At 44.9% G+C, this 26,295-nt stretch carries 21 protein-coding genes and 1 pseudogene; 12 read left to right on the top strand and 10 right to left on the bottom strand.

The genetic code is table 11. The annotated features are described in order from the left end of the window. The first annotated feature begins 113 nt into the window (after positions 1–113). Entirely contained in the window at positions 114–2,069 is a 1,956-nt protein-coding gene (locus tag MRK00_08800) for a lytic transglycosylase domain-containing protein (protein MDR4517471.1), read from the top strand. An 89-nt stretch (positions 2,070–2,158) separates the two neighbouring features. Further along, positions 2,159–3,400 (top strand): multifunctional CCA addition/repair protein, encoded by a 1,242-nt coding sequence (locus MRK00_08795; GenBank protein MDR4517470.1) that lies wholly within the window; start codon positions 2,159–2,161, stop codon positions 3,398–3,400. A gap of 140 nt (positions 3,401–3,540) precedes the next feature. On the opposite strand, the gene MRK00_08790 is transcribed toward MRK00_08795, so the two are convergent. From MRK00_08790 to MRK00_08750, 9 genes are all read right to left on the bottom strand, one after another. Then, complete coding sequence (locus MRK00_08790; GenBank protein MDR4517469.1) at positions 3,541–3,651, bottom strand: transposase; 111 nt, start codon at positions 3,649–3,651, stop codon at positions 3,541–3,543. A gap of 51 nt (positions 3,652–3,702) precedes the next feature. Then, entirely contained in the window at positions 3,703–4,449 is a 747-nt protein-coding gene (gene istB, locus MRK00_08785) for an IS21-like element helper ATPase IstB (GenBank protein ID MDR4517468.1), read from the bottom strand. Continuing rightward, positions 4,439–5,335 (bottom strand): hypothetical protein, encoded by an 897-nt coding sequence (locus tag MRK00_08780; GenBank protein ID MDR4517467.1) that lies wholly within the window; start codon positions 5,333–5,335, stop codon positions 4,439–4,441. The genes istB and MRK00_08780 overlap by 11 nt, the downstream gene beginning before the upstream one ends. Positions 5,336–5,352: 17 nt before the next feature. After that, positions 5,353–5,934 (bottom strand): IS21 family transposase, encoded by a 582-nt coding sequence (gene istA, locus MRK00_08775; protein ID MDR4517466.1) that lies wholly within the window; start codon positions 5,932–5,934, stop codon positions 5,353–5,355. Positions 5,935–5,981: 47 nt separating this feature from the next. Beyond that, positions 5,982–6,446 carry a transposase gene (locus MRK00_08770; protein MDR4517465.1) on the bottom strand — a complete coding sequence of 155 codons (465 nt, stop codon included), beginning with the start codon at positions 6,444–6,446 and terminating at the stop codon, positions 5,982–5,984. Between the two features lie 145 nt (positions 6,447–6,591). Continuing rightward, entirely contained in the window at positions 6,592–6,870 is a 279-nt protein-coding gene (locus MRK00_08765; GenBank protein MDR4517464.1) for an IS66 family insertion sequence element accessory protein TnpB, read from the bottom strand. A gap of 171 nt (positions 6,871–7,041) precedes the next feature. Beyond that, positions 7,042–7,272: a sulfurtransferase TusA family protein gene (locus MRK00_08760; GenBank protein ID MDR4517463.1), complete on the bottom strand. Its 231-nt coding sequence runs from the start codon at positions 7,270–7,272 to the stop codon at positions 7,042–7,044. Between the two features lie 1,042 nt (positions 7,273–8,314). Further along, on the bottom strand, positions 8,315–8,947 hold the full coding sequence (locus MRK00_08755; GenBank protein ID MDR4517462.1) for a response regulator transcription factor: 633 nt from the start codon (positions 8,945–8,947) through the stop codon (positions 8,315–8,317). Further along, positions 8,944–10,548, bottom strand: a complete 1,605-nt coding sequence (locus MRK00_08750; protein MDR4517461.1) for a histidine kinase — start codon at positions 10,546–10,548, stop codon at positions 8,944–8,946. Before MRK00_08750 ends, MRK00_08755 begins: the two co-directional genes overlap by 4 nt. A gap of 281 nt (positions 10,549–10,829) precedes the next feature. Between MRK00_08750 and MRK00_08745 the strand changes: the two are divergent. The 10 genes and pseudogenes from MRK00_08745 (at position 10,830) to MRK00_08700 (ending at position 25,356) form a co-directional block, all read left to right on the top strand. Next, a pseudogene (locus MRK00_08745) lies at positions 10,830–11,300 on the top strand (flagellin). A gap of 309 nt (positions 11,301–11,609) precedes the next feature. Then, complete coding sequence (locus MRK00_08740; GenBank protein MDR4517460.1) at positions 11,610–12,293, top strand: flagellin; 684 nt, start codon at positions 11,610–11,612, stop codon at positions 12,291–12,293. Positions 12,294–12,373: 80 nt separating this feature from the next. After that, positions 12,374–12,745: a flagellar protein FlaG gene (locus MRK00_08735; protein ID MDR4517459.1), complete on the top strand. Its 372-nt coding sequence runs from the start codon at positions 12,374–12,376 to the stop codon at positions 12,743–12,745. A gap of 33 nt (positions 12,746–12,778) precedes the next feature. Further along, positions 12,779–14,755, top strand: coding sequence for a flagellar filament capping protein FliD (gene fliD, locus MRK00_08730; GenBank protein MDR4517458.1), 1,977 nt, complete (start codon positions 12,779–12,781; stop codon positions 14,753–14,755). Between the two features lie 47 nt (positions 14,756–14,802). After that, positions 14,803–15,189: a flagellar export chaperone FliS gene (fliS, locus tag MRK00_08725; GenBank protein MDR4517457.1), complete on the top strand. Its 387-nt coding sequence runs from the start codon at positions 14,803–14,805 to the stop codon at positions 15,187–15,189. Between the two features lie 81 nt (positions 15,190–15,270). Then, on the top strand, positions 15,271–15,609 hold the full coding sequence (locus MRK00_08720) for a flagellar protein FliT (protein ID MDR4517456.1): 339 nt from the start codon (positions 15,271–15,273) through the stop codon (positions 15,607–15,609). Between the two features lie 72 nt (positions 15,610–15,681). Further along, complete coding sequence (locus MRK00_08715; protein MDR4517455.1) at positions 15,682–16,689, top strand: flagellar hook-length control protein FliK; 1,008 nt, start codon at positions 15,682–15,684, stop codon at positions 16,687–16,689. Continuing rightward, positions 16,682–16,951 (top strand): EscU/YscU/HrcU family type III secretion system export apparatus switch protein, encoded by a 270-nt coding sequence (locus MRK00_08710; protein MDR4517454.1) that lies wholly within the window; start codon positions 16,682–16,684, stop codon positions 16,949–16,951. The genes MRK00_08715 and MRK00_08710 overlap by 8 nt, the downstream gene beginning before the upstream one ends. 50 nt (positions 16,952–17,001) lie before the next feature. Continuing rightward, positions 17,002–17,787: a flagellar brake protein gene (locus tag MRK00_08705; protein MDR4517453.1), complete on the top strand. Its 786-nt coding sequence runs from the start codon at positions 17,002–17,004 to the stop codon at positions 17,785–17,787. A 90-nt stretch (positions 17,788–17,877) separates the two neighbouring features. Continuing rightward, entirely contained in the window at positions 17,878–25,356 is a 7,479-nt protein-coding gene (locus tag MRK00_08700; GenBank protein MDR4517452.1) for a DUF4347 domain-containing protein, read from the top strand. Positions 25,357–25,502: 146 nt separating this feature from the next. On the opposite strand, the gene MRK00_08695 is transcribed toward MRK00_08700, so the two are convergent. Then, positions 25,503–26,120 carry a hypothetical protein gene (locus tag MRK00_08695; protein MDR4517451.1) on the bottom strand — a complete coding sequence of 206 codons (618 nt, stop codon included), beginning with the start codon at positions 26,118–26,120 and terminating at the stop codon, positions 25,503–25,505. Positions 26,121–26,295: the final 175 nt, after the last annotated feature.

Below are 26,295 nucleotides of genomic sequence, written 5' to 3'. Positions count from 1 at the left end.
CGAAAACTTCATTTTGCCGCGTTCGTGCCGATACAACCTACGCAGTTTCTAAGCAGTTCCATAGAAAACGCCGATTAAGTAAATTGGCGTTTTCGTTGTGTTCAGTTTTTTCTATGTTTAGTTTGTATATCGATACCATGAGCAAACACCTGGCGCACCTTTTCATTCTTCTTTATACCGGTATACTGATCACAAATCAGGCCAATTCATCGAATTTGGACAGTGACTTTCTAGCTGCACGCAAGGCATTCCAAGAAGGAAAAGCCACGCAGCTAGCTGGCTACGCCAAAAGTTTGCAGCATCATGTTCTGTCTCCTTATATTGAGTACTATCAGCTCCGTATGCGTTTGCGTTCAGTTGATAATGCCATGATACGCAATTTCTTGGAACGCCATGAAAACAGCCTGGTTGCAGAACGATTACGTGCTGACTGGTTAAAACTGCTTGCTAGTAATCAGCAATGGCAGCTTTTTGAAAATGAATTTGAAAAACTGGCCAATAAAGATACCGAACTAAGCTGCCATGCCTTTAAATACCGCATCGAAAAAGGTGACAAAAAAGCGCTGAACGAAGCCCGTCTGCTGTGGTTTACACCGAATAGTATGCCGGATAGCTGCACTCCCGTATTCGACACATTAATTTCTAGTAATATTATTACAGCCGACGATATATGGACACGTATAAGACTCACTCTAGAAGCGGGACAAACAAGCAGGGCAATTTATGTTAATCGCCGATTACCTGCCTCAGAAGCGTTCAATACAGATGAACTTAATGCGGCTATAAATAATCCTTCTTACTATCTCAAAACACGCCAGGACAAAATCAGAACGCGCGCAGACCGTGAGATTGCCTTGTTTGCATTGCTACGCCTGTTAAGTAGTGATACCAATCCGGCACTGGTAAAGTGGTTGAAAATAAGAGACAGACTGACCGATTCAGATCAATCCTATTTTCTTGGCAGACTGGGTTTCCGTGCAGCAATGCGACACGATTCACGTGCACTTGGATGGTTTCAGGCTGCGCATAACACTAAAACTCCCTACATTATGGAAGACACTTTACTGGCCTGGCAAGTCCGTGCAGCCTTACGAGCAGGAGAGTGGACTAGTGTTTTGGATGGCATTAATCGAATGTCTACAGACGAACAAATGGACAGTACATGGCGATACTGGAAAGCACGTGCATTCAAGGAAGATAGACGGTTGCAAGAAGCCAACAACATATTGATCCCACTAAGTAATGAACACAATTACTACGGCCAGTTAGCCAAAGAAGAACTGGGCACAATACTGACTGCATCCAGGGAATCAATTGCTGTCAGTGAATCAGAAATACGTGATATGGAAAAATTTCCGGGTGTACAACGTACACTGGCATTTTACCGCCTGGGTTTACGCACCGAGGCATACCAGGAATGGGTATGGACCGTACGCAACTTTAACGACCGACAACTCCTGGCGGCAGCCGAAGTAGCTCGCCGCCATGGACATTACGACCGCGCCATCAATACTGCCAACCGGACAGTACAGCAACATGATTTCAAACTGCGATTTCCTACACCACATCGCGAAGCACTCCGTCCCATCCTAAAAGAGCAGGATGTCGATGAAGCCTGGGTCTATGGTATTATCCGGCAGGAAAGCCGGTTTCTGACAGAGGTGAGATCCAGCGCAGGCGCTATGGGACTAATGCAACTCATGCCAAATACTGCAAAATGGGTTGCCCAGCAACTGGGCATTACCAATTTCCAACAAAGTCTCATCACGCAAATAGATACCAATTTAAGACTAGGTACGTATTATTTAAAACATGTCCTTACAACACTCGATAATCAGTCACTGTTAGCTTCTGCTGCCTACAACGCAGGGCCAGGACGCGCCAGACGTTGGCGTGACAATGACAGAGTTCTGGAAGGTGCAATCTACGCAGAAACAATCCCCTTTAGCGAAACCCGCGACTATGTAAAAAAAGTACTTAAAAACTCGGTCTATTATTCAAATGTACTAGAACAAGATCATACCGCTCCCACTTTAAAAGAGCGTCTCGGAGTTGTTGCAAAAAAATAAATAACTGCAAGTAAGGTGCTTTGTGAGAAGCATTAATTTAAAATACTGTTCCCTATTATTCTTTCAATCAAGTAAATTTATTATTTCTCTTGGAAACTTATCTGGTTGGCGGATCAGTACGTGACGAATTACTGGGTTTGCCGGTAAAAGATCATGATTATGTGGTAGTTGGCAGTACACCGGAAGAAATGGAGCAACTCGGCTACCGCCCTGTCGGAAAAGATTTCCCGGTTTTTTTGCACCCTAAAACCAATGAACAATATGCATTAGCGCGCACAGAACGCAAGATCTCCCGAGGCTACAAAGGCTTCGAAGTGTATACAACACCGCAAGTCTCATTGAAGGAAGACCTGGTCCGCCGCGACTTGACTATAAACGCAATCGCCAAGGATAAAGACGGCAATATCATCGATCCGTTCAACGGTGTTGCAGACCTAGAAGCCGGGATTTTGCGTCATATCAGCCCAGCATTTTCCGAAGACCCGGTACGCATCCTTCGAACCGCACGATTTGCTGCGCGTTTCAGCTTTCGTATTGCACCCGAAACGCTTACACTGATGAACGACATGGTTCATAATGGCGAAGTCGAGGCGCTGATACCGGAACGCGTCTGGCAGGAGATTTCCCGGGGTTTGATGGAGGATAATCCATCCCGTATGTTTTACATGTTGCGGGAATGTGCAGCACTGTCACGAATTCTGCCCGAGATCGATGTATTATTCGGCGTCCCGCAACCAGTACATGCGCACCCTGAAATAGACACCGGGTTACATACTATGCTGGCAATCGATTATGCCGCTGCCAAAGAATTTTCCCTCGCCGTTCGATTTGCCGCATTACTGCACGACATAGGCAAAGGCATAACACCCCTGTCCGAATGGCCACGTCATACTGGCCACGAACACCGAAGCATTCAACTAGTCACGGATCTATGCAAACGAATTCGAGTACCCAGGAATGAGCGCAACCTTGCCATCTTGGTTGCTCAGTTTCATAGTAAAGTGCACCGTGCCAAAGAACTGAAACCATCGACTATTGAAAACTTACTGCATACTGTAGATGCTTATCGCAAGCCGGATCGGTTTACAGAATTCCTACAGGCCTGCGCCTGCGACTTTCACGGTCGTCCCGGTTACGCCAACAAACAATATCCACAAAAAGACCGATTGAATAGGGCCCTTGCCGCCGCTCAAAGTGTAAATGCCGGCAATATTGCAGCCGAACTCCGTGAAAAAATCATCGACAGCACGTTACTTCCTACTGTCATCCATACTAAGGTACGTGAAGCACGTATCCATCAAATTAGACATACATACAAGCAGACTGAATAATACTCATAGTGTATGCGTCCAGTACGTCCGTCTAGAATTTTTCTTGATTAAATGCTTCGATAAATTCCGGTGCGAGTGGCAACAGCTCATTGATACGGCTGTTAGGCCAGATTGGGAGTTTTGCGAGGGCTATGTAGCAATTAATTATTGAATGCCGATCCCGCACAGGGTGAATGCCCCAAAGTCTGCTGCACAATCAGCGACAAACCATCAATACCGCGCTGCATATCCACAGACTTGTCAATCGGCATTGAAAATTTTCCAGTCATCGGCGTCGAAAAGTTTCCACCTTGTTTAGTTGGTTAATTGGTTTTTATACATTGTTTTCGATGTTTGAAACGGTAAGAATCATTGCCGGTTTCCAGGATGTCGCAATGATGTGTAATACGGTCTAACAATGCAGTGGTCATTTTGGCATCGCCAAAAACCTGCACCCATTCACTGAATTTCAGGTTGGTCGTTATAATGAGTGAAGTGCGCTCATACAGCTGGCTGATCAAGTGAAACAGGAGTGCGCCACCTGATTCCGGGAAAGGCAGATAGCCCAGTTCATCAAGGATGACTGCGTCAATCTGAATGAGCCTTCTGGCCAGGTGTCCGGTTTTATTCAGTTGTTTTTCCTGCTCCAGCAGGTTAACCAAGTCCACAGCGTTGAAGAATCGAATGCGTTTGCCATGATGAATAGCGGCAACGCCCAGTGCTGTGGCCAAATGGGTTTTGCCGGTACCGGTGCCACCGACCAGGATGAGGTTATGTGCATCATCCATAAAAGCAGCCGTTGAGAGCTGTTCTATCTGTTGGCGTGAGAGTGGCGTTTCATTCCAGTCGAATTTCACCAGGTCGCGGTGGATTGGAAACTTTGCAGCCTTCATCTGGTATTTCAGGCTGCGTAGCTGGCGTTCGGCTATTTCGGCATTGATCAGTTGGCTTAATACGGTTTCCGGCGATATTTGCTTGCGTTGCGGCATTTCAGCGCTTAACTCAGACCAGGCGTCGCTCATGCCATACAGATGCAATGCTTTGAGTTGGGTAAGCAAGTCAGTGGACATGGCGGCTTCCAAGCAAATGATCGTAACGCTGGAAATCGGCCAGCGGTTCAGTGGTTAGTTGTAAGGTATCGCCGGTATTCAATGTCTTGGAACGAACTGGTTCAATCAAACGCCGTATAGCATTCTGCAACACACTGGCATTGACAACACCGGATTCCAACGCCAGTTCACAGGCTGTCTCAAGTGCATCAAGACCGGCTTCGCGGGTCAATAACAACAGATCAACAAAAGCGCGTTCATTTTTATCTTGCTTCTGAAGTTTCTCACGTACGTGACGGATCGATTCCGGTAGTTCCCAGTTCTGGAATGGCGCGCCGTGACGGATAGCACCGGGTTTCTTCTCCAGCACGGGCAAATAATGCCATGGATTACAGATCAGCTGATCGCGCAGGAAATTGCGTTGATGCGTCGCAATCGCTTTTCCCTCCGCCACAATATCAAGATGACCGGCAAATACTCTGACCGAAACCACCTTCCCGGACCATTGGGCCGGTACACTGTACTGATTCCGGTCAACACGCACCAGGCAGGTTCTGGAGACTTTCATCAGGTGCTCAACATAACCGGCAAATGGTGTTGTGATTTGCCGCAATAACGGTTGTTCCTGCTGAAAACATTCCGCAATGGTTTGTGCAAAATCAGGATGCTTCCTGTTTGACAGCTCATGACAACGCTGCGCCAGCCAGCGGTTTAAGTCATCCAGCGTTGCAAACTTTATGCGCGGCGTGAACAGCCATTCTCTGACATTACCCACCTGATTCTCTATCTGACCTTTCTCCCAGCCGGCCGCCGGCGTGCAGGCAACCGGTTCAAACAAATAGTGATTCGCCAATGCCATAAACCGCCGATTAAACTTTCTCTCTTTGCCCATCAAAACCGCATCCACAATTGTCTTGGGATTGTCTAAACCATCTGCAGCGGCACGCCACCAAAGAACGCAAATGCACGATTATGCGCATCCATCAGCATCTCCTGCGCTTCCCTGAAATAAGCGACGACAAACATCTTGCGGCTGTAACACAAACGAAAATGCGCCACCTTGACGACTTGTTCCCGCCCACCCAGATCAACAACTTCCTGACTCCAGTCAAATTGACAGACTTCACCGGGTTTAAACGCTAAAGGAACAAACGTTTGCCTGGGTGCCGGGGTATCCTTGTTCTCTGCTTTCCACTGCTTTACAAAACGCCGAACGCTGTCATAAGCGCCTGTATAACCTTCAATTATCAAACCTTCATATAATCGCATTGCTGTTCGACGCTGCTTTTGCGGTAGCAATGCCTCTGTTTCCAGCCAACTGGTCAATAACGCTTTAAATTCTCCTAGCTTCGGCGCACATTGCGTTTGACGCCGATATTCCGGTTCAGCCTCCGTCTTTAAATGTTTCCTGACTGTAGGACGGGACAGCCCCAATGAACGGGCAATTGAACTGATTTTTTCTTTACTGACAAAATGTCGCCTTCTGATTTCGGCAATTATATCCATCTCTATCACTCCAAAGTTCTCCAGCAAAATGCCGGTAATTTATCATCTCAGAGTGGAAACTTTTCAACGCCGATTTTCCGAAAATTCTGGTAAGTTTTACATGCCGATTTACAGCCATGCAAACCAACGCTCATCCGGAATATCCGTTCAACACCTTCAGCGCCAATCCGCTTGCGAAAATGCACCAGCTCCGTGCTGTGGCAAGGCAATCTGCGTTGGAATTCTTTCATGCCGCAAAAAGCCTGGTAGTACGGATTGCGCTTCCACTGCAATACTACCGCTTCATCGCTCAAGTTCTCCAGTTGCTTCAGGATCAACAATCCTACCATCAGGCGAATTGGTTTGCTGGGCGCGCCGATGCCTTCGGTGTAATGAACGCTAAACGCTTCGTCAAACACGTGCCAGGGGATAACGGCTGATAGTTTGAGCAACGAATCGGAAGGATCAAGCTGTAACAACAGATCTGTTTCAAACAAACTGGGTTGATGAAAAGTTTTGCTGGGTGTGAGCATCTATAAATCACCATTTTGACCAGAAACAAGCGATTGTTTTAGCATTTTCTGGTCGTTTTGAACAGCAAAAACCCTAATAATCGCTATTAATATCATGCACTTGAGGATATTTTAAGGACCGACTAAATAATCCGCTTTGAGCGGTTCATAAAATCAAGCCTCCGGCTTTGCCGGAGGTATGTGACTCAAGTATATGACCGCCTGAACAGCGCAGTTTCAAATAATCTGAAACCGGTGCAGTTGACGTGATCTTCACCGGTATCAACGAAGTTTGTTGATTGTGTTTCTGCACATCACGATAAATCCGCAACCAATTCCCAAATGTCTTGCTATTCAATCCTTGTTCACGACAATAGGCCGCCTGCGACAAGCCGCTCGCCTGCCATACTTTGATATGACGTATCTGTTGCTCTTGGGTTGTCATTGGTTATCCTCCAATAAATATTTGAAGTTAACCAGAATGAGATCTGCTTTCCAGATGGTGGGGCTAAACGCTTACAATTAATCCGGATTCAAAATCAAAGCTTTGAAATCTACACCACATGGTTGCTGGAAATTGGCAATATCGATCTAATAGAAATGATTCTGAAAAAAATCATCTTTTCTTCAGAAAAAAAACATATTCCATGTTTGCTTCGAACATCGATACCAGCTCATTACCCGTTTGCTCGGCAAAAACCTGAAAATCAATTTCTGCACCTGGATCTGTAGCCACAACTTTCAGTACCTGTCCACTGGTCATGCCAGCAAGTGATTGTTTAGTGCGCAATAGCGGCAGCGGACAAACCAGGTTGCGCGTATCGAGTTCTTGGTCAAATTCCTGCATTTTTTGAAGGTGCACAACCCTAGTGATACTCTAAAGAATAATTGGATTTAATTGTTGTATAAAAAATTGTTTTATACATGTAATTAAACAAACGAGTACATCATCTACCTTAAAATGATGACAGATAAAGATACGTTAATTTAATGCGAGTATCTTCCATTGTAACGCGCCAATTCATTTCGCAGTTTTTCATGTTTCTTCGTTTTACCCATGCGCCAACTTCCCGAGTCAAGTATTGTCTGTCTGCCATGCGATCACGCATACATTGCCTGGACAGCACATTTTTCATTGCACAAACAAATTCAGCGTTTTCTTTGGCGAGAATACACCATTCGTTTACGTTGCCCGGGTTTTATGCCGTTTTTTTTTAAAACCTTCCGCACCGTTTCAGGGCAAACTGTATCCATATACTCTAAAACCACCGTTACCTTTGCCAATAACTCCAGTGTCCGGCGCGGTTGAGTCCATTATGCGGTTTCGAGCAGTTCAATGCCACCCAATGCGCTTCCTGCTCACCATCCAAATGAGGCGCTCCGGAACTCTTGCAAGGTTTTCTTTCCAGAACTTTCTCAAATCCTTTTTCAACCAGTCGTTACCGAATTCGCTCTATCGTTCGGATGCAAACATCAAGTGACCGGGCTATGCCTTGATCAAGAAAGCCACCGCCTGTGCGATTTACGTCCGCTTTTAACAAAATTTGTGCCCGTTGTCGTTTGTGAGCAGCAGCTTTTCCCGCTTTTACCAATTTCGTAAGTGTTTTATGCTCTTCTTTACTCAAATAGGCAATATATTTCTTAGCTGGTGCCGACACGCTTCATAAACAAAATTACATTACAACCATATTTCACTCATTTGAAAGCATAATCTCATCCGTAATAATAATATTATTGATGTGATATTGATTCGACCAATTAAAGTTTTAACTACAGTATAGATTAAAAGCAATAAATTCAATGTACTATAATTATAAATATAGTGTTAACTCCAAACTTCTACTTCTCGTAGCTGGATCAAAAGTATGAATTTGTAAAATAGCAACAAGTCAATCCACAAGCTTATTTTTTAACGCATAACGTATTAATTCCGAATTATTATTTAACTTAAGCTTTTCTAAAACCCGTGAGCGATAGACACTTACAGTCTTTGGACTTAAAAACATTTCTGCAGAAATGTCTGACAAGGTTTTACCTGATGCAATTAGACACAGTGTCTGAAATTCACGATCGGACAAAATCGTATAAAGCGGTTGATCACTATTTGAATGAAGTGAATTGGCAAGTTCCTGAGCAACAACCGAGCTAACATATTTGTCTCCCGATGCAACCTGGCGGATAGCAGTAACAAGTTGAGCAGGCGCACTTTGTTTGTTCAGATACCCCGCCGCACCCGCTTTTAATGAACGAATAGCAAATTCATGTTCGTTATGCATACTCAACACCAGTATCGCTAAATTCGGTTTATCTTTCCTGATTTGCTTCAAAACATCTATTCCACTTCTGTCTGGCAACGAGATATCAAGCAACATGACATCGAAATCGTGCTGACGAACAATTTTGATTGCCTGAAATCCAGTCTCGGCTTCCCCCGTAACTCTGATATCTTCAGTTTCATTCAAAATTTGTTTTAAACCTTGACGCACTATGGCATGATCATCAGCAATCATCACATGTATCATTGTTTCCTCCGATCATTAATCGACATGAAACTATGCTGATTAGCTTCTAAATCAGATTCTGAATTTAACGCGTCCCCCGGATCATCCAGGTATGGCGGTTTCATCTCTTGAATCGGTATTAGAATACTTGTCTTGGTTCCTTTTCCGGGTTCACCCAAGATTTGAAAGCTTCCCTTTAACTGCTGACAGCGCTCGCGCATCCCTCTAATACCAAATGAATCTTGCTTGTTCATATCCCGTGGATTAATTCCACAGCCGTTATCAGATACTTCGAGAACAATTTTTCCTTTAGACTCCGCAAGCCGAACCCAGACATCTGTCGCATGCGCGTGTTTAAAAATATTGGTCAATATTTCCTGAAAAATACGAAAAATGGCCACGGATAAATCCGAGTCCAGCAGAATCTCTTCTTCTTCACATAACACATGCACGACAATACCTGTTCGGCGACTAAACTCCTTTGCCTGCCACTGAGCAGCAGCAACAATTCCAAAATCAAGAATGCCTGGCCGAAGATCCATTGAGATTCTCCGTGTACTATCAATGACGTGATCAACCAGATTCTCAACTATGGTCGCTTTTTTTTGATAAAAATCGCTAGATCGTGGCGTCGAATCCATACACGGCACCAGCTCACATTTGATCGCGGTTAATGTACCACCAATATCATCATGAATTTCGCGCGCAATTCGCGCACGCTCATGCTCTTTAACTTTCTGTAAATATGAAGACAGCTCAGCCAATTGCTCTCTAGAATGCGCTATTTCCCTTTCTGTCAATTTATTTCGAGTAATATTTATCATAATACCACCCCATAAAATACCTCCGTCAGCCGCCATTTTCGGTGTAGCACGAAGACTGATCCATTTTATATCGGGGTCTCCTCTGACCTGAATGCAACCTTCCCAGTTTAAGGTAGAAAGTTTCTCGGCTGATTCCTTTAATAAACGTTCATAATTCTTCTTATCATCAGGCAATATCAATCTTGAGAACAATGTTGCGTTGGACATCAAAGTATGGGGGGATAACCCTAACAATGTTTCAGATGCATTACTTACATATGGGAAACTCTCATTTTGGTCAGGTGTCATCAGAAACTGAAAAACGACTACAGGAAGGTTAGTGGTAATTGCACGAAAACGTGCCTCACTTTTTTGCAAAGCAACTTGTGTAATATTAATACGCCTAGCATTTTCCGCTGCCCGCAAGCTACGCCGAACAATTGGCGCGAGCCTTTTCAGATTTTTTTTTACAATATAATCGTTGACTCCTTTTTCCATTAGGGATACAGCCATTTGTTCGTTTTCTTGCTCGGAAACAATTATCAAAGGCACATCATGTCCATAATCCATTAAAAGTTGCAACACATCTTCGGCGCTCAACAGCGGCAAATTGGTATTTGATAACACTATATCCCACACACTTGTCCTAAGTGCTTTGCGTAATTGATGTGCTGTATTTATCCATAAAGAATCCAGCTGCAATCCGCTTTCTACTAATACAGCATGTATTAAATCAGCATTTGCAGCAGAGCTTTCAATTGTCAAAATCTTCAAAACTCTTCTTTTGATCACCCAATTTCCATCTACACTTTGATCCAAATCAATTTAACCATTACCCACAAACACATAACTTCATGAAAAATATAACAATAAACTTACATTCTCCACAAACAAATAACTAATGCCAAACATTATAATCCAAAAAAAACTTGCGAAAGTTAATCTATATAAAACAAAAAACTTAACTTTCCAAAAAGTCAACCGATTACAGCTACAACGGTGGTTAATCACTCTCTTGAATTACGGGACTAAGCCAACGTATAGAAATAAAACCATTTATACACATTAGCATATAAAAGTATTTAAAAAGGAGAATTAGCATGCCACAAATCATTAACTCAAATATTGCATCACTTAACGCTCAACGCAACTTGAATATGTCCCAAACCTCGCTCAATACATCTTTAGAGCGTTTGTCTTCTGGCCTCAGAATTAACAGCGCAAAAGATGACGCTGCAGGTCTGGCGATTTCTGAAAGAATGACATCACAAATTCGTGGTCTCAATCAAGCTGTACGTAATGCCAATGACGGGATTTCTCTGGCACAAACTGCAGAAGGAGCATTAGGCGAAATCGGCAATAATCTGCAACGAATTCGTGAGTTATCAATACAATCTGCAAACGCCACCAATAGCGCTAGTGATCGGGCAGCATTACAAGCCGAAGTCTCACAATTAACGCAAGAAATTACTCGCGTTGCCAGTCAAACACAATTTAATGGATTGAATCTACTGGATGGTTCATTCTTAAGTCAAAGCTTCCAGGTAGGCGCCAATGCTAATCAAACGATTGACGTCGCTTCTATTGGTGATGCACGCGCTACAGCACTTGGCAGCAATATATTAACAACCAATGGCACTGCAATGGGAACCGCCACCGCTGCGGCAGCCGATGTCTCAGGTGGCAATGGTGTTACAGTAGAGGCTGATCTGGTGCTAACAACAAATAAAGGTGCTACAGGCGCAATAAGCTACGCTGTAGGATCGGATGCCAAAACTATCGCCGCAGCAATTAATTCAGCGGCTTCAAATATCGGTGTTACAGCAACAGCTAGCAATAGTGCAACGCTGGGCAATATCGGTTCTGCAGGTACGGTTACAATGACGTTAAATGGCAACTCCATTTCAGCAAACGTAACGGACACATCCGATTTAAGCGGTTTGGCCTCAGCAATTAACGGATTGCAATCTTTAACTGGTGTAACGGCATCATTTGGAGACCCAGCAAATAAATCGGCTATCACACTGACAACATCAGACGGAAGAGACATTGCACTACAAGACTTCAACAATTCAGGCGCAACGAAAACCGCAGATTTTACTGCGGGTGTAACAACACGCACTTTGACAGGTGGCGCAGCAACAGACTCTGCAATTGCAACCGGTACAGTTGAACTCTCAAGTTCCGCTGGCCAAATTACTGTCGGCAATGGAAATGCTGATGTGTTTGGAGCATCAACCAGTGCATTTAATTCCGTTGCCACACTAGATATTTCATCAGCAACAGGCGCACAAACGGCAATCGAAACACTTGACGCAGCACTGGCGCAGATCAACAGTTCACGTGGTGATTTAGGTGCAATTCAAAATCGTTTCTCGTCGACAATTGCAAACTTGCAAACCACTGCTGAAAACCTATCAGCATCAAGAAGCCGAATACAAGATGCCGATTTTGCAGCCGAAACAGCCAACATGACTCGCGGTCAAATTTTGCAACAGGCTGGCACTGCGATTCTGGCTCAGGCAAATTCATTACCCAATAACGTTCTTTCACTTTTACGTTAAAAATTTATTGAGTATAAACATAAAGCACGGAACTTAAATTCTTAAATTCCGTGCTTTATTGAATTTCAAGGAGTTATCTCATGGCAATCAATCATATACATGATGCAATAGGCAGTCTCCCACAGCCTATACTTACATTGCCAGCTTCGCAAAATTTACAAGTGGCAAATAGCAAAGCCGTATCTACGGAATCTAATAACGCACCCAAAAATGCACAAAATTCCGGGATCGATGTACCTATAGAGCAAGCTGTTGAAAAAATTCAAGAAACCGTAAATAACATGGCACAAAACCTGCGATTCTCCATAGATGAAGATACAGGCAAAACCGTTGTAAAAGTTATGGATGCGCAAACTCAAGAAATCATTCGACAAATTCCATCTCAGGAAGCCATTTCCATTGCACGCACACTGGATAAACTGCAAGGTTTATTGCTAGATGACGAAGCCTAAAAGCATCGTATTATTTGTGAAAGGACAAGAAAAATGCTATCAACACCCGGTATAGGCTCTGGATTAGATGTTAACGGCATTGTCAGCCAGCTCATGGCGGTCGAACGCAGGCCACTTATAGCACTTGATGCTAAAGAAGCAACGCAACAAACGCAACTGACAGCATTTGGCACGCTCAAGGGGGCGCTCTCATCGTTTCAAAGCAGCTTGTCCACACTCACTAGTCCGGCAAATTTTTCCGCAATTTCTGCTAACTTAGCTAACACATCACTTGCTAGTGTCAGCGCAAACTCATCAGCAATAACCGGAAGCTATGATGTCGAAATCCAGACTATGGCACAATCTCAGAAGCTAAAATCAAGCAATTTTTCCTCACCCGACACCTCTATTGGAAGCGGAACACTTACCATACAGTTTGGCACCTATAATAGCGGCACATTCACACTAAATCCGGAAAAAGCAGCGCAATCCATAACAATCACACCTGCCAATTCAACACTTTCGGGTATACGCGATGCAATTAATCAATCTGATACAGGAATTTCTGCAAGCATAGTTAATGATGGCTCAGGTGATCGTTTGGTAATTGCTTCTAAAGACACAGGTTTAAGTAATGCGATCAAAATAACCACCGCCGATGACGACGGAAATAACAGTGACAACTTAGGTCTCTCTCAACTTGCATATGATGCATCTACAGGTGGCATATCTAATCTTTCTGAAACAGTAGCCGCAAGCAATGCAACGATGGTTATTGATGGCATTCCGATTAGCAAGCCATCCAACAAAATCACAGATGCCATTGAAGGTGTCACATTTAATTTATTAAAGGCTGAGATAGGCACAACGACTACGCTTAACATTACACGAAGCACTGCAGGAATTGAAAAATCCATTTCATCTTTTGTCGATGCATATAACGACCTAAACCAGACCATAGTTGATTTATCTAAATATAACGCCGAAACCAAGCAAGCTTCAATATTAACAGGTGACTTCACTGTAAGATCATTACAAAATCAGTTGCGTAACGCACTCTCTGAACCATTAAAGACTGCGGGAGGTGGTTTAAGGATTTTATCTGAAGTCGGCGTTTCTTTTCAGGATGATGGATCACTTAAATTTGACTCAAGCAAATTAAGTGAGGTTATCAATGACGCAAGCAAAGATATATCCTCATTGTTTGCGGCTGTAGGTAAACCCAGTGATAGTTTGGTTTCGTTCGTCAGTGCAACACCAGAAACTGTAAATGGAAATTATTTGCTAGATATTACTCAAATCGCTTCACAAGGTTCAGCTACAGCTTCCACTGCAACCGCGCTCACAATCAACGCTGGCGTTAACGACACTCTTGATCTCACTATTGATGGTGTTAGTGACAGTATTACACTTGCGGCAGGGAATTATGATAACGATTCACTGGCAGCTGAAATACAATCAAAAATTAATGGTAATTCTACTTTTTCCTCAAATAATATTAATGTTACAGTTGTACAATCAGGCGGGGTTCTAACGATTACTTCAGACCAATACGGTTCTTCATCTTCTGTAGAAATAACGGGAGGAAACGGAGAACTGGACTTATTTGGCACAGCCATCGAAACTGCTGGCTTGGATGTGGTTGGCACTATCAATGGTGTTAGTGCCACAGGCTCCGGACAATTCCTAACTGGAACGGGTGACAGTAATGGCCTGGTCATCAAAATCACGGGGGGCAGCACCGGCTCACGTGGAGCAATTGATTTTGCACACGGATTTGCAGCGAAACTCGACCAAGCCATTACCAAAATGTTTGACGGCAAACTAATCGATAACCGGATTGATGGATTAAATTCAAAAATCGATGATATTAATGATCAGCGTGAAGTTTTATTTCGACGTCTCGATGATATTGAAGCGCGAATACGCGCGCAGTTTTCTGCTTTAGATACCATGATTGCCAGCATGACACAAACAAGTAATTTTTTACAGCAGCAGTTATCCAGACTACCGACGATTGATAATAATTAGTTCTAACACCGAACAATTAATTAGAAACATTCTTAAAGGAAGAATTAATGTACGCAACCACGACTAGCCCTATTTCTGCATACCAGAAGATAGGCGTTGAAACAGGCGTTGAGTCAGCCAATCCACATAAATTAATCCTAATGTTGTTTGAAGGCGTACAGGAAGCACTTGCAAAAGCTAAGCTGCATATACGCCACAATGAAATTGCCAAAAAGGGCGAGATGCTTTCAAAAGCAATCATGATTATTGATCATGGCTTAAAAGCCAGCTTGGACATGAACGCAGGCGGTGAATTAGCGCTTCATCTTCAGGCGCTCTATGACTATATGACTAATCGCTTATTAATTGCAAATCTCAACAACGATATTGAGATCATCAACGAAGTTAGCCAATTATTAAATGAATTACATGATGCATGGAAAGCCATAGCATAGAAAACACAGGTGATATTCATCACAAAAAATAAAAATTACCATTTGATCATATTCACGCACATACCAGAAGGTTCCCACAAAATGAATAGCTCACAAGTTATTAATATATACGAAGATATTCTAGCTACCACGCACAAAATGCTAGTAGCTGCACAGAATAGCGATTGGGACAAATTGGTAAAGTTAGAGCAGGAATGCAAACGATTAACAAATGAACTCAAAATCAATGCGCAAGAACCGGTATTAAATCACGAACAACAACAACAAAAATTAAAAATTATTCATCAAGTACTTGATGATGATGCACAAATCAGGTCAATTACCGAGCCTTGGATGGAAAAATTACAAGATATTCTCTGCACAAGCGAACGCAAACGAAATCTGCAACAAGCTTATGAGAACGGCCATATTTTTTACTAGTCCAGCCTAAATCCTTGTTTGTTTTTATAGTATACGCAAACAAAGGAAAAGTTTTTCGATGCAATCACAATCATGATTCCTATCACTACAAAAACTGACCAACTTTCACAACAAACGCAAGTAAATACAGTTACACCCATCAAACCAGTTGCAGCTGTTACATCAGTTTTAACCGCAGCCGATTCTAGAAATACCTCGCACGATTTTATACAAGGCCAGAAATATCAGGCCGTTGTCGATACGCGCCTCAGTAACGGAAATTTCAATGTACTGATTTCAAATAAATTATTTCAGATGCATCTACCAGAAAAAATAAAACCGGGTGACAAAATAGAACTTGTATTCATATCACATCAACCCAAACTTAGATTTGTTCTACAACCTGAAAACTTCATTAATACTATAAAGAATAATGCCACAATCAGTACAACTGGAAGATTCCTGAATGGCCTAACACAAGATACAGGACAGTCCACACCCTCAAGCATGCCCATCAATAATACTTCAATACTTACCAGTTCATCTATAAAAAGCCCCGAATTACCTTTGTTATTGCAGAAAACAATTCAGCAAAGTGGGTTATTCTATGAATCCCATTTGTCAAAATGGATTAACGGCAAACATAAACTTGAAGAACTGCAACAAGAACCACAAGGAAAAATAAAAAGCGCGTCTTCTACGGTTACCTCAGCAACAACTTCGGCTATGCCAGTTAACTCACAAAGTTTATCACTTGTCCAGCAACAACTTTTGACTTTGGAAACTAGCCATATCGTCTGGAATGGCGAAATATGGAATGGACAGCAAATACAATGGCATATTTATGAAGATAATGCGACTCACAAAAATATCGATGGGAATGCAACAAATCAATGGAAAACAAAATTAAGCCTGACACTGCCGGAACTCGGAAAAATTACAATATCCCTATCGCTTAACTTCCGGGAGATTCGGGTTTCAATGAATACAGAAAGTAATCAAACCGCCCAACTACTTAAGACAAACCAAATTCATCTCAAAAAAAACATGCACACAGCAGGTCTTGCAATTCAGTCACTTGACATACATCACAATGACTGAGAATGAAGCGAATCTTAAGGCTGTAGCACTTGCATACCGCGAAGGACAAGCCGCACCCAAGGTGATCGCAAAAGGACGCGGGTTGATCGCACAAGAAATTATTAAACTCGCCAAAGAATCAGGTATCTACGTGCATGAATCGACGGAGTTAGTAGCATTACTGATGCAAATTGATCTGGATGACAGGATTCCTCCTCAGCTCTATGTTGCTGTAGCAGAATTATTGGCCTGGCTTTATCGCTTGGAACAAAATAATAACTAAAATCGGCATGTTACTGACATTTAGTTACCAGAAAATCTGGAGCGTTGACAATGACTGAATCAATTCACAACACAGATTCCACAAACATCGATAGTCGGAACAATTCTTCTCCAAGCGATATTGAAACTTGCCGTATTCATTCAAAGATAGAGATATTCCATATTCTCCAAAAAATCATGAGAAAGAATACTCTGGTCACACTCTATTTCGATCAAAGTAATCGCTTTATATTAACTTCCATAATTGCTATAGATAATAATCAAGATGAAATGCTGGTTGATTATGGTCTTGAACCAGAAATTAATGAATCAACCCTAAACTCTACAAATTTAACTTTCATTACCTCACAAGACAGAATCAAAATAGAATTTACCTGCAATCAAATCAGAAGTACACATTACGAGAATCGTGAAGTGTTTGCAGTCAAGCTGCCTGAGTCTTTGATTCGCATGCAAAGAAGAAGCTATTATCGCATACCTGCTCCTATTACTAAGCCTCTCAAATGCATTATTCCTATACCCCAGAAAGAAGTACCTTTCAAAGCAGAGATTGCATTAATTGATATAAGCTGTGGCGGCATTGGCGTCATCGATCATCATCCGGTAATCAGCTTTGAACCAGGAATCATTTATCATGATTGTCAAATCAATTTGCGCGGGTTTGGAACCATTATTGCAACCATTGAGGTAAAAACCACCTATGAGATAACACTTAAAAACGGTCAGTTATGTAAACGGGCTGGCTGCAAGTTCATCAATCTGCCAACTGAAATGGAAACCATGGTACAGCGCTTCATCACTAAGCATGAACAAGAAAGAATAACACCCGATATATAGCTCTTTTGCATGTCTCATATCTGAATAAAAACAAATATTATTCCGACTTTCATCAAAATACATGCAAGCTATTTTAGTCGGAGTAAGAACATGGTCAATTCAGCTCTAGAAACGGACATCAGAACCATTAACTATCCCAGTATTTCCTGCAACATATCTAAACCAAAAGAAATTGTTGTTATCGATCAAAGCATCGATGATTATCAAATACTGATTGATCACGTCAGGTCTGGCATTGCGGTTCACCTTCTGAATGCTCAGCAAGACGGAATATTACAGCTAACAGAAATCCTCCGGCAACACACCAATCTTGATGCACTCCATATTGTTTCACATGGAAACGCGGGCCACATCACACTAGGCAACAGTGTACTCTCAACAGCCACACTAAAAAAATATCAGCAGGCACTTTTCACCTGGCAGGCAGCACTCAACCATAACTCGGATATTCTGATTTATGGTTGCAATGTTGGAAAAGGTAAAACGGGTTTCTCATTTGTTAAAGAACTGGCTACTATTACTTCTTGCAATATCGCCGCTTCTCACAATCTGACTGGCTTCAATGAAGAAAGCGCTGATTGGAACTTAACAATTGAAGCCGGACACATACAATCCGCCATTGCCTTTAATCATGAAATAATCACTGCATACAAAGGTACCTTAGCCACTCAGGTAGAAAATTTTAATACTGATCCAAACTTTGCGGGCGGCTTTGCCACTTCATTTACTTTAAATGGTTTTACCTATACGTTTACTGGTGATGGAGAGGGTGGTGATTTTGCCTGGCAAAATAATATTGGCGTAGGCAGCACCGGCGGAATCAAACCGGACAGCGGTGCAGGAGTCACGCCCACAAACACAGGAACAGCAGAACGCTTTACCATAGCCAAATCGGATGCCTCCGATTTTGTATTTAACAGCATCAGGTTATGGTCGGACACACAAAGTGTGACCGTAACAGGCAAGCTCAATGGCTCAACAGTTGGGACTGTTACTTTAGGTGCAGATAACTCGCAATTACAACAAGCCGCCTTTGTGGGAGGTGCAACTGTTGTTGATGTCCTAGAAATCAGTTCAGTTGATTTCGATATCGGCGGACCAGACGCTTTTGACGACTTTTCATATGATTTAGTCGTAAACGCCAGTCCCACCATTTCCATTGATAACGCGGCCTTGTCATACACAGAAGGTGATGCAGCCACGCAAATCGATTCGGCAGCAACAGTCAGTGATGCCGATGGCGATGCAGATTGGGATGGCGGCACCTTGGAAGTACAGACCACACTTAATGCTGAAGGGACGGATACGACATCCATCAGTGATACCGATGGTGATGGTACGGCGATCACTATCAGCGGCACCAATATCTTTGCCAATGGCGTCGACATTGGTGATTTAAACGCCAGTGGTGGTACAGTCACCGGCGCCACCAAATTAACCATTACCTTTGATTCCGATGCAACCAACGCCAATGTACAGGAAGTCTTGCAGTCGATTCGCTTCATTTCCAGTTCGGAGAATCCAGGTACTTCCCGCACGGTCACATTTACTGCCACAGATAAAAATAGTGCCAGCAGTTCAGACACGCGAACTATATCGATTACCAGAGTAAACGATGAACCGACTTTGACCGCAACCAGTAGCAACCCGACTTTTACCGAAGGCGGTGCAGCAGCCAGTCTGTTCAGCGGTGCCAGTGCCAGCACGATAGAAGGTGGCCAGGACATCCAGGCGATGACGATGACGGTTACCAATCTGGCTGATGGCAGCAATGAACGCCTTAATGTGGATGGTGCAACGATTATTTTAACGCACGGCACCAATGGCACGACGGCAACTAACAATTTGAATTACAGCGTCAGTGTAGTGGGTAGCACCGCCACGGTGTCGTTAACCGGCGGCACGATGTCAACCGCCGCCACGCAAACCATGGTTAATGCCATGAGTTATCAGAATAATAGTAATACACCTAATACCAGCAACCGAGTGGTGACGATCACCGCAATGCAAGACAGCGGTGGCACAGCTAACGGCGGCGATAACACGGTAGCCTTATCGATTGCATCGACAGTGACCATGGTACAAAACAACGACGAGCCGACCTTAACCGCAACTGGCAGCAATCCGACCTTTACCGAAGGTGGCGCAGCCGCCAGTTTGTTCAGCGGCACCAGCATCAGCACGGTCGAATCGGGGCAAACGATTAAATCCATGACCTTAACGGTCACCAATCTGGCAAACGGTATAAACGAGCGTTTAAATCTGGATGGCTCTGTAATCGTTTTAACCCACGGAACCAGCGGCACAACCGCCACGAATAGTTTGAGTTACGCGGTCACCGTAGTGGGTAGCACGGCTACCGTGGCGTTAACCGGCGGGACTATGTCAACGGCAGCCACGCAAACCCTGGTCAATGCCATCAGTTACCAGAACACTTCGAATGATCCCAGTACCAGTAATCGGGTGGTAACGATTACCAGTGTGCAAGACAGCGGCGGCACGGCAAACGGCGGCGATGACACGGCAGCATTGGCTGTGGCTTCTACCGTCACGGTGGTCGGTGTCAACGACGAACCCAGCTTGACTGCCACGGGTTCCAACTCGACCTTTACCGAAGGCGGCGCGGCAGCCAGCCTGTTCAGTGGCGCATCTGCTTCCACAATCGAAAGCGGACAAACATTGTCTGCGTTAACACTCACGGTAACCAACGTCAATGATGGGTCTAATGAAATACTCAATACCGACGGCACAGCCATTGTTTTGACGCATGGTACAAGTGGTACTACTGCCACCAATAGCCTGAGTTACAGCGTTACCGTTGCCGGTACGACTGCTACAGTGACGCTCTCTGGTGGAACTATGTCCACTGCGGCGACGCAAACCCTGATCGATGCCTTGAGCTATCAGAATAACAGCAACACTCCAAACACCAGTAACCGCGTCATAACTATTACCAGCATGACCGACAGTGGTGGCACAGCGAACGGCGGTGATAATACCGCTGCATTGGCGATCGCCTCTACCGTCACGGTGGTCGGCGTTAACGACGAACCCAGCTTGACCGCCACTGGCTCCAATCCCACATTCACCGAAGGTGGCGCAGCAGCCAGCCTATTCAGTAGCACATCCGTTTCCACCATCGAAAGCGGGCAAACATTGTCAGCATTAACGCTCACGGTAACCAACGTCAATGATGGGTCTAATGAAATACTCAATACCGACGGCACAGCCATTGTCCTGACCCACGGCACTTCAGGCACCACTACCACCAACAGCCTGAGTTACAGTGTGTCCGTAGTCGGCACGACTGCCACGATCTCTCTCACGGGTGGCACCCTGTCAACCGCTGCCACGCAAACCCTGGTCAATGCCATCAGTTATCAGAACAACAGCAATTCCCCGAACACCAGCAACCGCGTCGTGACCATTACCAGCCTAAAAGACAACGGCGGCACGGCAAATGGCGGCGATGATACTGCCGCGTTATCTATCAGTTCAACAGTAACCGTCGACGCAAACCCCAAGATTACCAGCGCAACCTACGACTACAACAACAATCATCTCGTAGTAACCGGCATCAATTTTGTCGCTAAAACTGGCGCAGCAAATGATGTTGATGTCTCTTTGCTCACGGTTACTGGCGAAGGTGGCGCAACCTATACATTAACCAGTGCTACCGATGTCGAAATCGACTCGACAACCCAGTTTACCGTGACATTAACTGGCGCAGACCTGACTCATGTCGAATCACTACTGAATAGAGATGGCACTGCATCCGATGATGGAACCACCTTTAATCTGGCTGCAGCTGATAACTGGATGACACAAACATCCGCCACACCAGATATATCGGACGCTACCAATGCAATTACAGTCAGCAACTATGCCGTACCCACAATCACCTCGGCAACTTACGATGTCAGCACTGGTCAGCTTGTTATTACCGGCACCAATTTTGTCAGCCAATTCGGTGCAACGAATGACCTCGATGCCTCATTGCTGACAATCACAGGAGATTGGGGAAGCTATGCGCTGACGGACACCAGCGATGTCGACATCACTTCAGCAACTTCGGCAACACTAACCTTAAGCACAATCGACCAGCTTAATGTCAATGGTTTGCTCAACAAAAACGGAACCACATCGGGTGGCGCAGTCACCTACAATCTGGCCGCCGCGGATAATTGGTTAACCGGCGCACCTGCAGCAAACGATATTTCCGACACAACCGGAAACGGCATCACCGTCAGCAACGTAGCGGTACCAAATATCGTCTCCGCCGTATACGATGCGCCCAATCATAACTTGCTTGTAACCGGCACAAACTTCTTCAAGAACCCCGGCGCAAACAACGATATTGATGCATCAAAGCTGACCATGATTGGTGGCGATTCTGCCTCTTATAACTTGCAAACCACAGCGAATGTCGAAATCACTTCGGCAACGTCATTTACCGTTCACGTGAGCAATGGCGATGATTCGGTCATGTACGGCATATACAATCAGCTCGGCACGCAATCATCTTTTGGCACGGTCTATGATATCCAAACTATAGACAATTGGCTGACCGCAGTTGATGCGTCTGTCAATATCTCCGGTGACACGGCCGAAGGCGGCGTTAACGTCACCATTAACCCTATGTTCACTGCAAGCACATACAATGCAACGACCGGGGTACTGGTTGTCACCGGCAGTAATTTTGAAGCTGATGCCGGCGGCGATGATATCGATGTTTCACAACTGACATTTACCGGTGAAGGCGGTGGCACGTATACCTTAACCGATTCTGCCGATGTCGAGCTTGACAGCACTTCACAATTTACCGTAACACTGAGTGCGACAGACAAAGCAGCCGTTAATCTGCTGCTCAATAAAATCGGCACATCATCGGTGGGCGGCACCACTTACAATCTTTCCGCAGCCGATGACTGGTGCGCATGTCCGTCAACGGCCCCATTCGATATCTCCGACACATCCGGTATTTCCGTCAGCAATGTGCCTGTTCCAGCCATCACTTCAGCTACATACGATGCAAACTCAGGTGCGTTGGTAGTCACCGGCTCCGGTTTCCTGAATGCCGGCGGCGCGACAAACGACATTATCGCCAACACATTCACTTTTACCGGCGAAGGCGGCGAAACCTATACCCTGACCGATACCGCCAATGTCGATATTACCTCCAGTACAGCGTTCACACTAACATTGAGCGCAACCGACAAAGCTGCAGTTAATCAGATTATCAATAAAGACGGCACAACATCAACCAGCGGCACCACATACAATCTTGCCGCCGCAGAAGACTGGGCCGCCGGCGCGGATGCAGCGGTCAATATCGTCGACGCAACCGGCAACGGCATTACGGCCAGCAATGTTGCCACGCCGACGATTACTTCAGCAACATACAATACAGGCACCGGCGTATTGGCTGTCACTGGAACTGGCTTGCCCAAGCTGACAGGAACAACCAATGACATTGACGCCAGCCTGTTAACCTTGACCGGTTTGGGTGGCGGCACGTACACATTGACCGATACCGCCGATGTCGATATTACTTCCGCTACCGCGTTTACACTGACTTTGAGTGCAACCGACAAGGCTGCGGTCAATGCCCTGCTCAATACTAATGGAACTACTGCAAGTGATGCGACTACTTATAATCTTGCCGCTGCAGAAGACTGGGCCGCCGGTGCGGATGCGGCCGTCAATGTAGCTGACGCAACTGGCAATGGCATTACCGTAACAGTTGTGACGCCACCGTCAGGTGGCGGAGGCGGTGGAGCAATCGCCCCAGACCCGACTGAAACACCAATCGTGACAACAGAAACAGTCGATGGTGTTACCGTCAGCAAACAAACTGAGTCAGACGGATCGACAACATTGACCGTATCGATTATCGATAGTACACGCATTGATGAACCGGATACACTGTCTGAAACACATGCAGATATCCCCATCTTGATCAATGGTTCGGGCGATCCGATTCTAACGGTAAGTTTACCCATCGGCGTCGGTCTTACCGTCAACGGCCAGGCCGAGCCAATGAACACACAGGATGCCATCACCGACCTGGTTCAACGCATTGAACAGACGACAACCACTGACAGTGAAACGTTACTGAATATGACAGTACACGGCCAGGATTTTATCGCTTCACTGGCAGCCGATGAAATCGTTTCTGTCCAGACGATCACGCCTTTGATCAGCGACACAAATCCACCCGGCCAGCCGATTATCATTACCGGCTCAGACTTTCCGGGCGGCGGCAAGCTCGCGCTGATTATTGACGCGAGCAATTTGCCATCGGGTACAGTCATACAACTCGACAATGTCGCGTTTGCGGCAATTACCGGCGCGGTGCGTGTCGTTGGCGGCGCGGGTGAAAATTTTGTTGTGGGCGATCATCAGAATCAGTTTATTGTTCTGGGCGCGGACGACGATATTTTATTCGGCGGCGGTGGCGATGACACCATCGGCAGCCTTGGCGGAAACGACCAGACACACGGCGATGATGGCAATGACGTTGTTTACGGCGGCGCAGGTCATGATATTTTGTCAGGCGGCGCCGGAAACGATGCGCTCAACGGTGGACTGGGCTTTGACATTGCAGTACAGGCAGGTCGGTCATCCGATTATGCGATACAGATTGACGGCAATCATGTCACGCTCACCCATAATGACGGCGTTGTGGACGTGCTAACCGATATTGAACTAATCCAGTTCGAAACCGGCCCGAATCTAGCGGTCGCGTATTCTGGCAACGAGGCCGTGGCGCACCATCTGGCCAAAACCTGGCTTGGCCGGGACCTGACAACTACGGAAGTCGACGCCATGCAAAACTGGTCGGGAACGGATGTAAGCCGTATTGTCGACGATTTTCTAAACCTTCCTGAAGCAGTCGGTCTGCAACAGAAAACAACTGATGAACTGCTTGCCGGACTAAACGATAATCCCGATATTTTACGCCTGGATAGTGTGCGCAACCTGACTGGTGGCAACAGTGACAATCAAGGTTATCTGCCGTTGGGACTAGCGCTGAATGTGGACGGTGGCGGTGGACACGATGTGCTCAAAATGCATGGCGGCCGCGAGGATGTTCATCTTGAACGGATCAACGACAGCGTTGAGATTACGCGGCTAGAGGACGGCGCCATGCTCAGTCTCAGAAATGTGGAAATGATCGCTTTTGACAGCGGCGAGAATGTTTTACTTGCACACAATCAGGTGGAAGGCATACTCGGCCGATTGTTCCAGACTTTCTTTGACCGTGATGCCACCATTGGCGAATGGCAGCTTGGACGTAAGGCTATCGCTGATCACGTCAATCCCAAGATCATTCTCGACTGGTTCCAAAACAACTCGAGTCTGAATGATCTGGACAACACCGATTATATTCAGGCGCTCTACAGCCAGACGTTCGGAAGATCGGCCACCGAAACTGAACTGAATCAACAGCAATTACGGCTTGAAAATGGCGAAATCACGCGTGAATGGCTTGCGGTGGATGTCGCCAACAGCAACGAAGCCGTTGCCGTCATTGGCAGCGTCATTCTGCTCGATGAGGGTTTATAAACTCATTCTAATCGGGTTTATACCCCATAGCACATTCCAAAACCGTCAGATTCATACAAAAACCCCTGCTCAAGGCAGGGATTTTCCACGATTCATACTCGACTGACTACTGTTATACACAGTAGTCCTCATCCTCATATGTGCATCTAGTTTATTCTTGCTTGATTGTAGCTTATAACCAGAACGGCAACGCGTTTGTTAAAATCGGAAATGGGCGCAATCAACAATTTCTTTCCGCTCACATCGGATTTGATAGCGATTTTATGCTCATTGATAACGTCTTTAGGATAAAGGTCGCTGCCTTTTACATCTTCCAGACGCTTGTCGGTTGACACCAATAGTTCACCACTTTCACTGATCAATACGATGCGATCGGCATCGATTTGTTTGACAATGTCATTCAAGTACAGGCCGATTTGATCAATATTATTGCGAATCAGTTCGCTACGTACTGCCCATGCCAGTACTTGCCCAAAACGTTCTTCTTCTTGTTTGTATTGTTTGTCCGCATGCTCACGTGCCTGTTGAGTAATCAGCGCGCGTTCACTTTCAAGCTTCTTACTCATATCAGATTCAACCTTGCCCACAGCAATCTGCTTCCAGGCAAAAACAAAGATAATAATACCTACCAATACAAATGCATACTTCATTGGCAGCTGCTTTTGGGGAAGTTTTTCCAGCACTTCAAATTTCTGCCCCAGCATTGAAAATATTGTCGTTGCTTTCGCTTGTAATGATTCGTTTTGCTTGTTCTGATCCGTCATCAATAGCTCCTTGTTTAGGTGACAGGTAAAAAACTCTAATTATCCACTAATCCAAACGGAAGTGAAAGCAGAGCATTCTAAAATTAAATAATGTCAGCACGATGTGTGTCAAAATAGAGATTCCAGGCTAATAGCAATATCTGATCCATTCATTTGGAATATTTAGTTCGTATTT

This window comes from Nitrosomonas sp. (genome assembly GCA_031316255.1).
Lineage (GTDB): Bacteria > Pseudomonadota > Gammaproteobacteria > Burkholderiales > Nitrosomonadaceae > Nitrosomonas.
The sequence above is the reverse complement of the archived record's forward strand: the minus strand, read 5'-3'. Positions and strand labels throughout refer to the sequence as shown.